This is a genomic window from Polaromonas sp. 39-63-25 (assembly GCF_002278925.1).
In the GTDB taxonomy this organism is placed as follows: Bacteria; Pseudomonadota; Gammaproteobacteria; order Burkholderiales; family Burkholderiaceae_C; genus Polaromonas.
Window position 1 is genome coordinate 641,808 of record NZ_NCJH01000006.1, and the last position, 12,042, is coordinate 653,849.

A 12,042-nucleotide genomic window follows, 5' to 3' on the forward strand; every position below is an offset into this window, starting at 1 on the left:
CCGCGGGGCGCAAAATGGGGTCATGAAACCACCCAAGCGCCTGCAGTCATTGATCGAAGAAGGCCTGATCGACACCGTGGTGCGGCAGTTGATGAGCGGCAAGGAGGCCATGGTCTATGTCGTGCGCTGCGGCGACGATACGCGCTGCGCCAAGATTTACAAGGAAGCCGACCAGCGCAGCTTCCGCCAGGCGGTGGACTATACCGAAAACCGCAAGGTCAAGAACACGCGCCAGGCGCGTGCAATGGCCAAGGGGACCCGCTTTGGCCGGCAGGCAGCCGAGGCGGCCTGGCAAAGCGCCGAAGTCGATGCACTTTACCGCCTGGCCGCCGCCGGTGTTCGCGTTCCCAAGCCGCACAACTTCTGCGACGGGGTACTGCTGATGGAACTGGTGACCGACGAACATGGCGATGCGGCGCCGCGCCTGAATGATGTGGAATTCACGCCCGAAGAAGCGCGCCTGCACCATGCCACACTGCTCACGGAAGTGGTGCGCATGTTGTGCGCCGGCGTCGTGCACGGCGACCTGTCCGAGTTCAATGTGCTGCTGGCCGCGGACGGCCCGGTCATCATCGACCTGCCGCAGGCGGTCGATGCCGCAGGCAACAACCACGCCAGCCGCATGCTGCTGCGCGATGTCGCCAACCTGCGCGGCTTTTTCGGCCGTTTCGCGCCTGACCTGCTGACCACCGACTACGGCCATGAGATCTGGGACCTGTACCAGCGCGGCGTGTTGCGGCCCGATACGGTGCTCACCGGTCGTTTCGCGCACAAACGCGGGCCGGTGGACATGGGCGCCGTGATGGGCGAAATCGATGATGCGCGGGCCGAAGAAGCGGCGCGCCGCCTGCGCATGCAGACCCTGTAGGGACACGCGGCCTGGTGCCCGACAGACAGACGCACTTCTTTCGTGTACGGTGGTCCGGAAGGCTGCACATCCCGTGCATGCGAAGGCTCCGATGAACAATCCCCACTACACACCCCGCACCTTTGGCGACCGCTTTGCCTACGCCTTTGTCCGCTTCCTGCGCTTTTTTGCCGACCTGTTTTTTGCCAAGCGCTACGGCCACCGGGCGATCGTGCTGGAAACCGTCGCCGCGGTTCCCGGCATGGTGGGGGCCACGCTGACACACCTGCGCTGCCTGCGCCGCATTGAAGACGACAAGGGCTGGATACGCAAGCTGATGGATGAGGCCGAGAACGAGCGCATGCACCTGATGACGTTCATCAAAATCGCACAGCCCAACGGGTTCGAGCGCGCACTGGTCATCCTTGTGCAGGGCTTTTTCTACAACGCCTACTTCCTGCTGTACCTGATCGCCCCGGGCGTGGCGCACCGGGTGGTGGGCTACTTTGAGGAGGAGGCCTACACCAGCTACACCCACTACCTCGAACTCATCGACTCGGGCGCCCATGCCAATGTGGCCGCCCCTCAGATTGCGAAGGACTACTGGAAGCTGCCCGCCGACGCAACCCTGCGGGATGTGGTGCTGGCCGTGCGGGAAGACGAAGCGGGGCACCGCGATGTGAACCACGGCTTCGCCAATGACCTGCATGGGGGCGGCGCGCAGCAGCACGCCGCCAGCTGACAATGGTTCTCCGGGCGTGTTTCAGCGCACCGGGTTTTCCAGGCTGCCGATCCCGTCGATCTCCACCCGCACCACATCACCGGCCTGCAGGTACTTCGGCGGTTTGAAACCAATCCCGACACCGACCGGCGTGCCGGTGGCGATCACGTCACCGGGATAGAGCGTGATGCCGGCCGAGAGGGTTTCGATCAGTTTGGGAATGTCGAAAATCAGGTCCACGGTCGAGGCGTTCTGACGTTCCTCGCCATTGACGTAACAACGCACCCTGGTCTTGGTGCCGTCGAGTTCGTCGGCGCTCACCAGCCACGGGCCCATGGGACAGAAGGTGTCGAACGATTTACCCATGTGCCATTGCTGGTGACGGCTTTGCCAGTCACGCGCAGTGATGTCGTTGACGATGGTGTAGCCCCAGACATGGGCCATCGCGTCTTTCGCTGCAATGCCCTTGCCGCCACGTCCGATGATGACGGCCAGTTCGGCCTCGTAATCAATCGCGGTGGAAACCGCCGGCATCTCAATGGCGGCGCCGGGACCGACCACGGACTCGGGCACCTTGGTGAAGATGATGGGGTCCGCAGGAATGTCGCCGCCCGATTTGGCGCTGCTGTCAAAGCCGCTGCCGGCAAACTCCTTCGCGTGCGCAAAGTAGTTTTTTCCGACGCAGAAAATGTTGCGGCGCGGCTTGGGCAGCGGGGCGATGATCTGCACTTCACTGAGGGCGATGGCCGGCAGCAGGGCCGGCAAGGTGTCGCCGCGCGCCTGCATCTCGATCAGCGCCTGCGCCCCCAGGTCGCTCTGCGCTTCGGGCAGATCAAAGGGCTGGACCTGCTGGAGGTCGGCGGACACCAGGCCCACACCGGAGCGGCCCTTCAGGCGGTAGGCAACAATTTTCATGGCGCTGTCTCTCTTTGTTTTTGCCCGGCAGGAAAGCGCCGGGGCGGTTGTGGAAGCAGGAGCCTGGAGACAGACTCCTAGGGATTGCGATAACCCCAAAATTTCAGGCGAATGTTAGCATGCAAACCATAAAAAGTGCGCCGGTTTTTCGACTGCCGCCGACCAACCCTCAGGAGACAAACATGAAACGCAGATCCGTATTGCTGGGTGCCTTGCTCATTTCAGCGACCACCTGGGTGGCCGCACAAAACGCGTGGCCTGCGCGCCCCATCACGATGATCGTGCCCTTCCCGCCCGGCGGCCTGGCCGACCTCGTCGCGCGCCCTGTGGCCGAAGCCATGTCGCGCAACCTGGGTCAACCGGTGGTGATTGAAAACAAGGCCGGCGCCGGTGGCGGCATCGGCATGGGCGTGGCTGCCAAAGCAAAACCCGATGGCTACACCGTGCTTCTGGCCCTGTCCTCGCTGACCGTCATTCCCGAGGCGGACACCCTGCGGGGGCGCCCGCCGATGTTTGCGCTGAGCGACCTGCGTCCCATCGCACGGTTTACCGCCGACCCGACCGTGCTCGCGGTGCGCGCCGAATCGCCGTGGAAAACCGTGAAGGATTTTGTCGAGGATGCCAGGAAGCGCCCGGGCGCGATCAACTACGGCTCATCGGGCAACTACGGCACCATGCATGTGCCCATGGAAATCCTCTCGCAGAACGCCGGCGTGAAAATGACGCACATCCCCTTCACCGGAGCAGGCCCCGCGGTGGTGGCCCTGCTCGGCGGGCAAATCGACGCGGTGTCCTCCGGGCCCGCAACCGTGCTGCAGCACGTCAAGGCCGGCAAGTTGCGGGTACTGGCCCATTGGGGCAATGGCAAGCTCGCTGCCCTGCCGGAGGCGCCCAGCCTGAAAGACGCGGGTTACAACGCCGAATACGCGCAGTGGTCCGGCCTGTTCATTCCCAAAGACACACCCGAACCCATTGCCCAGCGCCTGCGCGCCGCCGCCAACGCTGCCGCGCAGGACAGCAAGGTCAAGGACGTCATCCTCAACGCCGGCAGCCCGGTGCTGTACCAGGACGCTGCCGATTTCGAGAACTACGTGCAGGCCGACGCCAAACGCATGGCCGATGTCGTCAAGCGCATCGGCAAGCTGGATTAGGGCCTGATCACCCTATTTATGCAAGATGCGTTGCGAGTGTGAACAGGCCCTAGGTCTTTCCGTCGCCCGGTTTGAACGCCCCAATAAAAAAGGGCCCCGCGGGGCCCTTTTTTTGTTGCCGGCGCCGATAAAAACTCACACCAGCAAGGCGTTCACCCGCTTCACGTAGGCCGAAGGATCATCCGGCAACCCGCCTTCGGCCAGCAAGGCCTGGTCGAACAGGATATGGGCGAGATCGTCGAAGTGGTCGCTGCCCTCCAGCTTTTTGACCAGCGGGTGCTGTGCATTGATTTCCAGAATCGGCTTGACCTCGGGCGCGGCCTGGCCGGCCTGTTTGAGCATGCGGGCGAGCTGCGTGGACATGTCGCCTTCCTGCACCACCAGACAGGCCGGTGAATCAACCAGCCGTGTGGTAGCGCGCACGTCTGAGGCCTTGTCCTTCAAGGCTTCCTTGAGTCTGTCGAGCATGGGCTTGAACTGGGTCTGCGCTTCCTCGGCGGCCTTTTTCTCGTCCTCGTCCTGCAGCTTGCCCAGATCGACCGCGCCCTTGGCCACCGACTGCAGCGGCGTGCCGTCGAACTCGTTGAGGTAGTTCAGCGCCCATTCGTCGACGCGGTCGGTCATGAGCAGAACCTCGATGCCCTTCTTGCGGAATATCTCGAGCTGCGGGCTGTTCTTGCCGGCGGCCTGGGTGTCGGCCGTGATGTAGTAGATCGCGTCCTGGCCTTCCTTCATGCGCGCCTTGTAGTCGGCAAAACCGACACTGACGGTGTCGGTGGTGGAGCTGGCAAAACGCAGCAGCTTGGCCAGGCGCTCGCGGTTGGCGAAGTCTTCGCCCAGGCCTTCCTTGAGCACCGCGCCGAACTCGGCGTAAAAGCTTGCAAACTTATCCGGCTCGTTGGTGGCCAGGTCCTCGATCATGGACAACACACGTTTGGTGCAGCCTTCGCGGATGGCCTTGACGGCGCGGCTTTCCTGCAGCAGCTCGCGCGAGACGTTGAGCGGCAGGTCCGACGAATCGACCACCCCTTTGACAAAACGCAGGTAGGTCGGCAGCAGTGCCTGGGCGTCGTCCATGATGAAGACGCGCTTGACGTAGAGCTTGACGCCGGCGGCCTTGTCGCGGTTGAACAAATCCATCGGCGCCTTGGCGGGGATGAAGAGCAGCTGCGTGTATTCGGTCGCGCCTTCGACGCGGTTGTGCGTGCTGGCCAGCGGGGCCTGGCTGTCGTAGCTGATCTGTTTGTAGAACTCGTCGTACTGCTCGGGCGTGATGTCTTTCTTGGCGCGCGTCCACAGGGCCGCAGCCTGGTTCACGGTTTCCCACTCGTCGCTGGTCACCATTTCGCCGGGCTGGTCGTTCTCGCCTTCCTTCCATTCTTCCTTCCGCATCAGGATGGGCAGGGAGATATGGTCGGAGTACTTGCTGATGATGCTTTTAAGTTTCCAGGTGTTGAGGTACTCGCTGGCGTCGTCCTTGAGGTGCAGGATGACGCTGGTGCCGCGCTCTGCACGCTCTATCGTCTCGACCTCAAAGTCGCCGGTGCCGGCGCTGGTCCAGCGCACGCCTTCGGCCGCCGGCAGGCCAGCGCGGCGACTCTCGACGGTGATCTTGTCGGCCACGATGAAGCCCGAATAAAAACCGACGCCGAACTGGCCGATCAGCTGCGCGTCGTTTTTCTGGTCGCCCGAGAGTTTGGCCATGAAGTCGCGCGTGCCGCTTTTGGCAATGGTGCCCAGGTGCTCCACGGCTTCGATCTGCGACAGGCCGATGCCGTTGTCGGTGATGGTCAGGGTTTTGGCCGCCTTGTCGAAGCTGACACGCACTTCGAGATTCGGCGCGTCCTCGTACAGCTCGGCCTTGTTCAGGCCTTCGAAACGCAGCTTGTCGCAGGCGTCCGAGGCGTTGGAGACCAGCTCACGAAGAAAAATGTCGGGGTTGGAGTACAGCGAATGGGTGACCAGTTTCAGCAGCTGGGCCACTTCGGCCTGGAAGGAGAGGGTTTGCTTGCTCATGTTGTGGGTTCTTGAAAATCAGGGGGAATAAAACAAACGCCCCTGGAGTTAGGGGCGTCGTCGCATATTTCAAGACCTGATTATCGCGGGTCCGGGATGCGCCCCGGGGCCCGCGACTGATGGCCGGCTCAGCCTTCCAGGCCAGTCAGCTCGCCGCTGCGGATCTTGCCCAGGCGCAGGGCCTGCGCAGCCTCACCACGCACGATGGCGGTGGGCACGGCGGACTGCACGGTGGCAGCCACACGTGAACCTGCGGGCTCCTGGCTGTGGGTTTTCACTTTGGCGCTGGCTTCGGCCATGACTTCGGCGCGGGTGCGGTTGCCTTCCGTCTGCAGCGCAAACTGGGAGGACGGATCGGGCGTTTCTGCGCGCACACCGGTGGAAGCGATGGCAGCAAAGGTAGCGATGGCGATGAGGGCGTAAGACTTGTTCATGATGATGACCTTTCAGTGAGTGGTTGAGAACCGGGTTGTCGGTTGTGCCGGCCCTTTCGGGCTCCAACTTCAACCGTGACCTCACTGTATTTGGGGCAAATTAGGCGACCATGAGCGAAGTCTTAGCTGGAAATGAGCAGGTGCTCAAACCGTCTCGACGCGCGCCACCAGCCCACTGCGGTCGTCCCGATTGCGCAGGCTGATGCGCATGCTGCAACGTTGTGCGGCCGACTGGGCAATGGACAGGCCCAGCCCGCTGCCGCGCACATCGCTTCCCGGCACGCGATAGAACCGGTCGAACACGCGGTCCAGCAGCTCCGGCGGAATGCCGGGGCCGGTGTCTGCCACCTCGATGGCCAGTTTCCCCTGGCTCTTCGTGACACGCACATCCACCACCCCGCCTTCCGGGGAATAACGCAGGGCGTTTTCTATCATGTTGTCAACCACGCTGCGCAGGTCACCGCTGGAGCAGGTCAGCATGGTGGCCTCCGAAGGCAAGCCGGATTCCTCCAGGCCGAGATCAATGTTGCGCTGGTCGGCCAGTGCAATCAGCGTGTTGATGCTTTCGCGCAGCACCTCGTGCACATTGACCGGAATGGACGGAGATTCCGCGCCCACGGACTGCTGGCGCGACAGCCTGAGCAGTTGGTCAACCAGCCGCTGGGCGCGCTGCACGCCGGCTTCCAGCTGGGCAAAACGCTGCGCCGGCGCACCGGCCGGAAAATCGCCGCGCAGGTTCTCCAGCTGCAGGCTCACCGCCGTGATGGGCGTGCGCAGCTCGTGCGCGGCGTCCTGTACAAAACGCCGCTGCGTGGCAAACGCATCGCGCAACCGCGTGAGAAGGCTGTTGAAGGAAACAACCAATGGCGCAATTTCCTGTGGCACGCGGTCCAGCGGCAGCTCGGCGATGCTGTTTTCGTCCTGCGCCGCGGCTTGGCGTGCGATGTCTCCGATGGCACGCGACATCATGGCGGCCACGCACCAGAGGACAAAGGCCGACAGCGGCAGCAAGATGATCACCGGCAAAATCGCGCTACCGGCCCGTTCGGCGGCCAGGTGGCGGCGAAACTCGCCGCTTTGCAACACCCGCACGCGGCGTGAACCCGAAGCCTCGTTCACCGGCGTGGTGTAGCTGCGCCAGCGTGCGCCGTTTGCCTTGATGTCATGAAACCCGCCTGCCGGCTGCAGGCTGGGCGCCAATTCCGGCCAGGAGTTGGAGCGGACTCGGCCGTCCGCGTCGAACACCTGCACCACATAACTGCCCCATTTGTGGATCTGCTCACCCGTCAACGCGGGCCACACCATGTCCTGCTCCTGCGCCACCATGGATTCAGCCAGCAGCTCCATCTGGCTGTCCATGAAGGTGGCCACCATGCGGTTGTAGGTCCAATAGGCGAAACCGGCTGACGCCGCCCCCACCAGCAAAAACACCGGCAGCAGCCACAGCAGCAGCGCGCGGCGCAGCGAACACAGCCGGCCCGAGGGAAAAACGTGGATCATCATGCCGAGTCTCCGGAGGCGGGAGACGCTGCCGGCGCGCTGGTGATGCGCCAGCCCAGGCCACGCACGTTGCGAATGACATCGGCACCCAGTTTCTTGCGCATGCCGTGGATCAGCACGTCTACCGCATTGCTCATGACTTCTTCTCCCCAGCCGTAGATGCGGTTTTCAAGCTGGTCGCGCGACAGGATGGCGCCCGGCCTTTCCAGCAGCGCGTGAAGCAGCGCGTACTCGCGCGCCGACAGCGCCGAGGGCTCGCCGTTGACCAGCACCTCGCGCGTGGTCAGGTCCAGCTGCACCGCGGCGTTGCCGATCACCGAATGCGCGCTGCCGTCGCGCCGCCGGATGACCGCACGCATGCGGGCCAGCAGCTCGCGAAACTCGTAGGGCTTGATGAGGTAGTCGTCGGCCCCGAGGTCCAGTCCGGCGATGCGGTCGTCCAGGCCGTCGCGCGCGGTGAGAACCAGCACCGGCGTGGCATCCCCGCGGGCACGCGCCTGGCGCAACACCTCGACACCGTCGCGCTTGGGCAGGCCCAGGTCCAGCAGCACGCAGGCATAAGCGCCGTCGGCCAGCGCGCTTTGCGCCAGCAGACCGTCACGCACCCAGTCCACCGACCAGCCGTTGGTCTCCAGCGCCTGTTGCAGGCTGCGGCCAATCATGTCGTCGTCTTCCACCAGCAGGACCCGCATCATGCCTCCCCGTGCCGCGGCGACAGGCCTTCCCAGCGCGCCTGCTGCCTGGCGGCCTGCAGCAACAGCGCGCCCACGCACAGCAGGGCGGCCATGCCGGCGACATTCAGGTAGAAGGCGGTGGTTGCGCTGAAGCCCGGCGTGGCCAGCGCAATGCCGACAAAACCAGCCTGGCTGAGCAACCCCGCCGCTACAACGGCCGGCCGGAGGGCTCGCACCAGCACGGCGCCCAGCAGCGCGGCGGCCAGCAAGCCGATCAGGAACTGGTGGTGCAAGAGCAGCGGCAGCGCCGCACCGTCCGCTGGCGGCAGGGCCAGCAGGACAAACACGGCGCTCACACCCGCGGCAAGCAGGATGGCGCGGGCAACACGTTCGGCAAAGGTGTCCATGGCGGGCGGGGTGTGGTGGTGGAGGCTGTATCTTCGCCGGACTGAATTAGCCTTGAATTAGGAGCTGATGCTGATGCGGCTGCGGTTGGCGACCTGAGTGCTCACCCCAGCCATCGCCTGAGCTGCTGGTAGACCGGCAGGCTGTGTATCAGGGCAATGTGGCCGGTCCCGGCCGCCACCCATTGCCGGTCCGCCGGGAAAGCCAGGCAGCGCGCGACGTCGGCATGTTGGCCCAGCGCACTGGACAGGGATACCAGGCCGTCGCCGAGGCCATCATCGAGCTTGCGGCCGGCCGTTGCAGCCGCCGGAACCACGCCCAGCGCGGCGGCCACCGCAAAACAGGCGACGCCAGCCGGCAGCGGCAAAGGCTGCCGCGTGTCCAGACCGCCGGCAAACCGGTCGGCGCCCTGCCAGTCGGCCGGCAGCACATTGCCGTGCCGCAGGTCGGTGATGCCCGCGCTGCGGATCTGGCCGATTTTTGCAAACGGCCGGGTGAGCGGGTTGCTGCCGAGCACGGTGTCCACCCAGTTCCCGACTTTCTCCAGCGGCGCGCCATGGTGCGGTGTGCCCAGAAAAACCAGGTGCCGCAGCCGGCTGGGCCAGTGCATGCCCTGGGCTACCGCACTGTGGCAGGCACCGCGTGCCACCAGGCCACCCATGCTGTGGGTCAGCAAGCTCAGGGCCTCGACCTCCTGCGGCCAGGCCTGCAACAGCTGCTCGAGCAAGGCAGCGAACTGCCCGCCATTGACCGAGGTGTGCAGGCCGGTGTTGTAGTGCAGGTAAACCGGGGTGTAACCAAGCTCCTGCGCCAGCCCCTCCCCGTAGTCCCGGCCGTGGCCCGGCAGCGCCTCGGCCGGACTGTCAGCGCGCCACTGCAGGTCGTTCATGCACAGGCCGTGCACCAGCAGCAGGATCTTGCCTGTCGCGCGCGGCAGGTGCTGCGCCAGGGCGACTTTGTCCAGGGGCAGGGACTGGCCGTCATGGCGCAGGCTCATGCGGATGGCCAGCGGGTTGGCGGTGTCCAGCAGTTGGTCGCCGAGTACGCCATTGAGCGCCGCCAGCAGGGCTTCGCGCTGCGGCGACGAGGCTAGCGGCTCCGCCCTGGGCGCCACGCGCGACAACAGGGCATCGACGGTGCCGCCGGCCAGTCGCGTCACGCCCTTGACGCTGCCGTAAACCAGGCCGGTGATGCCGCTTTTGCGAACACCCGAGGCGCCCGCCGTGCGGTCCACAAATTTCTGCCCGGCCGCGCCAAACGGTGCGGCGACCACCTTGTAGACATTGCCCTGCACTTTCTCGACCAGCTCGGTGATGCCCAGCGTGCCCTGGGTGGCGAGTTGGGCGAGACCCCGGATGTCGGACAGGTGCAGGTGGCGGCGCCAGTCAGCCAGGGGGGCCCGACCGGGGCGGCGCGACGATGGGGTGGTCATGCGGCCATTGTCGCGGTCGCCGGTGGCGGCGTCCACCCGCAGCGTTTCCGCGTGAGTTGATGAATGAAAACGGGCTTTAGCCCAAGAGGGACGGGAGCAAGCAGCTCCTGAAACAGGAGCAATCCAGGATTAAAACCGCTCGTGCGGCGCCAGGTAGCGCCACTGGCCGACCGGCAGATGGCCGAGGTTGACCATGCCAATGCGCACCCGTTTGAGGCCCGTCACAAACAGCCCGACCTGCTCGCACATGCGGCGGATCTGGCGCTTCTTGCCTTCCTTGAGCACGAAGCGCAGTTGCTCCGGGTTTTGCCACTCGACGCGCGCCGGCTTCAGGGGCTCACCGTCCAGGCTCAGGCCGTGGCGCAACAAGGCGAGTTTTTCCGGCGGAAACACGGCCTGGACGTTGACGGTTTCGGCACCGTAGCTGACGCGCACCAGGTATTCTTTTTCGATCTCGGAGTCCTCGCCGATCAGCTGCCGCGCGACGCGGCCGTCCTGCGTGAGCACCAGCAGCCCGATCGAATCGATGTCGAGCCGCCCCGCCGGCGCCAGACCGCGCAATTGCTCATGGCCCCAGCGCATGCGGCTGTTGCACTCGCGCCAGCGGTTTTGCGGCTGCACCAGCACCACCGCAGGCTCGTGCCCGTCTTCGGCCTGGCCGCTGACATAACCGACCGGCTTGTTGATCAGGATGGTGACCTGCTGGCGCTGGTACTGCTCGGCTTCGCGCGCCACGTCGATGCGCGCATTGGCCGCCACCGGCTGGCCCATGACCGCCGGCTGGCCGTCCACCCGGACCCAGCCGCGCGAAATCCAGTCATCGGCCTCGCGGCGTGAACACAGGCCGAGTTCGGCCATGCGTTTGTTCAGACGGACCGTCAGCGCCGGGGCGCCCGGGGCGGCCACCGCCTTGGGAATGCGCATCGCCGCGCCGGAGACAGGAGGTTTGGGGGAAGTGGGTTCAGCCATGAAGGACCCATTTTAGAGTGGTATCGCTCAGGCCGGCGCCACCAGCCGGTGAGCGCCGCTTGCGGCGAGGCGCCTATTTGCTATGCATTTGATAGCTATTTGCACAATCAGGACAAGGGCCGGAGCCCTTATTTACTGAATAATGCTGCTGCGCAGCGCCTCCAGGTCCAGCACCCGCAAACCGCCGTATTCAATGCGGATCGTGCCCTGAGCCTGCAGGTTGGACAGCGCCTCGTTCACACGCTGGCGCGACAGCCCCACGAGGTAGGCCATCTCCTGCTGGGTGATGCGCAGGATTTCGCCGACGCCCGGGTACAGCACCGGGTTGAACAGCGCCGCCAGGCTGCGGGCCACGCGCAGATCGGGGTTGGCCATGCGGTCGATCTCGCGCGCGGCGATGAACTGCCCCAGGCGCTCGTTGAGCTGGTTCATCACGAAGCGGTTGAAGCCGATCGAGTGGTCCAGCAGCCAGTGAAAAGTATCCACCGGCAGGCCGGCCACCACGCTTTTACGCAGCGCCTGGATGTTGTAGCGGTAGGGCTCGCGTTTGAGCGCCGTCCCCTCACCGAACCAGCCGCCTGGCGGCAACCCGGCAAACGTCATGGTGGTGCCCTGGGCGTTGTCGCTGCTCATCTTGAGCAGGCCTTCGACCACGCCAAACCAGTAGGTCACCGGCTTGCCGACACGGCAGACATAGTCGCCCGGTGCGGCGTCACCCACCTGCAGCTGCGCCACCGCACGCGCGCGCTCATCCGGCAGCAGTTGCCACAGCCAGGGAATGCCTTGCTGCTCTTCAGGGGTGGGCGTCCTGCGGCGCTGGTGGAGGGTCAGGTCAGTAGACACGGATCACAAAGGTCAGGTGAAGGAATCCCCCTCGGGAAACTCCCGAGAGGGCACACCCTTGGATTGTCGCTGGATAGACATTTTATTGTCAATCCACCCCCTAGCATCTGGCCACTCAAATCTCAACCTCCAGCC

General features: G+C 64.8%; 12 protein-coding genes. 3 read left to right on the forward strand and 9 right to left on the reverse strand.

Annotated features, from left to right (window positions below):
- The first annotated feature begins 22 nt into the window (after positions 1–22).
- Together B7X65_RS09560 and B7X65_RS09565 are read left to right on the forward strand one after the other, a co-directional pair.
- The gene (locus B7X65_RS09560) at positions 23–868 is read left to right on the forward strand and encodes a PA4780 family RIO1-like protein kinase (RefSeq protein ID WP_293594053.1); all 846 of its coding nucleotides are present in this window, start codon (positions 23–25) and stop codon (positions 866–868) included.
- A 91-nt stretch (positions 869–959) separates the two neighbouring features.
- A complete protein-coding gene (locus tag B7X65_RS09565; RefSeq protein WP_293594054.1) occupies positions 960–1,589 on the forward strand; it encodes an alternative oxidase in 630 nt (209 codons plus the stop codon).
- Positions 1,590–1,610: 21 nt separating this feature from the next.
- Here the strand turns inward: B7X65_RS09565 and B7X65_RS09570 are convergent, their stop codons facing one another.
- Positions 1,611–2,483: a fumarylacetoacetate hydrolase family protein gene (locus tag B7X65_RS09570; RefSeq protein ID WP_293594055.1), complete on the reverse strand. Its 873-nt coding sequence runs from the start codon at positions 2,481–2,483 to the stop codon at positions 1,611–1,613.
- Positions 2,484–2,665: 182 nt separating this feature from the next.
- Between B7X65_RS09570 and B7X65_RS09575 the strand changes: the two genes are divergently transcribed.
- Positions 2,666–3,634: a tripartite tricarboxylate transporter substrate binding protein gene (locus B7X65_RS09575; protein WP_293594056.1), complete on the forward strand. Its 969-nt coding sequence runs from the start codon at positions 2,666–2,668 to the stop codon at positions 3,632–3,634.
- A gap of 135 nt (positions 3,635–3,769) precedes the next feature.
- On the opposite strand, the gene htpG is transcribed toward B7X65_RS09575, so the two are convergent.
- From htpG to B7X65_RS09615, 8 genes are all read right to left on the reverse strand, one after another.
- A complete protein-coding gene (htpG, locus tag B7X65_RS09580; protein ID WP_293594057.1) occupies positions 3,770–5,650 on the reverse strand; it encodes a molecular chaperone HtpG in 1,881 nt (626 codons plus the stop codon).
- A 128-nt stretch (positions 5,651–5,778) separates the two neighbouring features.
- Complete coding sequence (locus tag B7X65_RS09585; RefSeq protein ID WP_293594058.1) at positions 5,779–6,084, reverse strand: DUF4148 domain-containing protein; 306 nt, start codon at positions 6,082–6,084, stop codon at positions 5,779–5,781.
- Positions 6,085–6,228: 144 nt separating this feature from the next.
- A complete protein-coding gene (locus B7X65_RS09590; protein WP_293594059.1) occupies positions 6,229–7,587 on the reverse strand; it encodes an ATP-binding protein in 1,359 nt (452 codons plus the stop codon).
- A complete protein-coding gene (locus B7X65_RS09595; RefSeq protein WP_293594060.1) occupies positions 7,584–8,276 on the reverse strand; it encodes a response regulator transcription factor in 693 nt (230 codons plus the stop codon). The genes B7X65_RS09590 and B7X65_RS09595 overlap by 4 nt, the downstream gene beginning before the upstream one ends.
- Positions 8,276–8,665, reverse strand: coding sequence for a hypothetical protein (locus B7X65_RS09600; protein WP_293594061.1), 390 nt, complete (start codon positions 8,663–8,665; stop codon positions 8,276–8,278). The genes B7X65_RS09595 and B7X65_RS09600 overlap by 1 nt, the downstream gene beginning before the upstream one ends.
- Positions 8,666–8,766: 101 nt before the next feature.
- On the reverse strand, positions 8,767–10,131 hold the full coding sequence (locus tag B7X65_RS09605) for an alpha/beta hydrolase (RefSeq protein ID WP_293594062.1): 1,365 nt from the start codon (positions 10,129–10,131) through the stop codon (positions 8,767–8,769).
- Positions 10,132–10,224: 93 nt separating this feature from the next.
- On the reverse strand, positions 10,225–11,064 hold the full coding sequence (locus B7X65_RS09610) for a pseudouridine synthase (RefSeq protein WP_293594063.1): 840 nt from the start codon (positions 11,062–11,064) through the stop codon (positions 10,225–10,227).
- A gap of 132 nt (positions 11,065–11,196) precedes the next feature.
- Entirely contained in the window at positions 11,197–11,907 is a 711-nt protein-coding gene (locus B7X65_RS09615; protein ID WP_293594064.1) for a Crp/Fnr family transcriptional regulator, read from the reverse strand.
- Between the last annotated feature and the right edge of the window lie 135 nt (positions 11,908–12,042).

Excerpts from the sequence above, each read along its gene's own strand:
- B7X65_RS09560 (WP_293594053.1), top strand. The coding sequence starts at position 23 with ATGAAACCACCCAAGCGCCTGCAGTCATTGATCGAAGAAGGCCTGATC.
- B7X65_RS09565 (WP_293594054.1), top strand. The coding sequence starts at position 960 with ATGAACAATCCCCACTACACACCCCGCACCTTTGGCGACCGCTTTGCC.
- B7X65_RS09570 (WP_293594055.1), bottom strand. The coding sequence starts at position 2,483 with ATGAAAATTGTTGCCTACCGCCTGAAGGGCCGCTCCGGTGTGGGCCTG.
- B7X65_RS09575 (WP_293594056.1), top strand. The coding sequence starts at position 2,666 with ATGAAACGCAGATCCGTATTGCTGGGTGCCTTGCTCATTTCAGCGACC.
- htpG (WP_293594057.1), bottom strand. The coding sequence starts at position 5,650 with ATGAGCAAGCAAACCCTCTCCTTCCAGGCCGAAGTGGCCCAGCTGCTG.
- B7X65_RS09585 (WP_293594058.1), bottom strand. The coding sequence starts at position 6,084 with ATGAACAAGTCTTACGCCCTCATCGCCATCGCTACCTTTGCTGCCATC.
- B7X65_RS09590 (WP_293594059.1), bottom strand. The coding sequence starts at position 7,587 with ATGATGATCCACGTTTTTCCCTCGGGCCGGCTGTGTTCGCTGCGCCGC.
- B7X65_RS09595 (WP_293594060.1), bottom strand. The coding sequence starts at position 8,276 with ATGCGGGTCCTGCTGGTGGAAGACGACGACATGATTGGCCGCAGCCTG.
- B7X65_RS09600 (WP_293594061.1), bottom strand. The coding sequence starts at position 8,665 with ATGGACACCTTTGCCGAACGTGTTGCCCGCGCCATCCTGCTTGCCGCG.
- B7X65_RS09610 (WP_293594063.1), bottom strand. The coding sequence starts at position 11,064 with ATGGCTGAACCCACTTCCCCCAAACCTCCTGTCTCCGGCGCGGCGATG.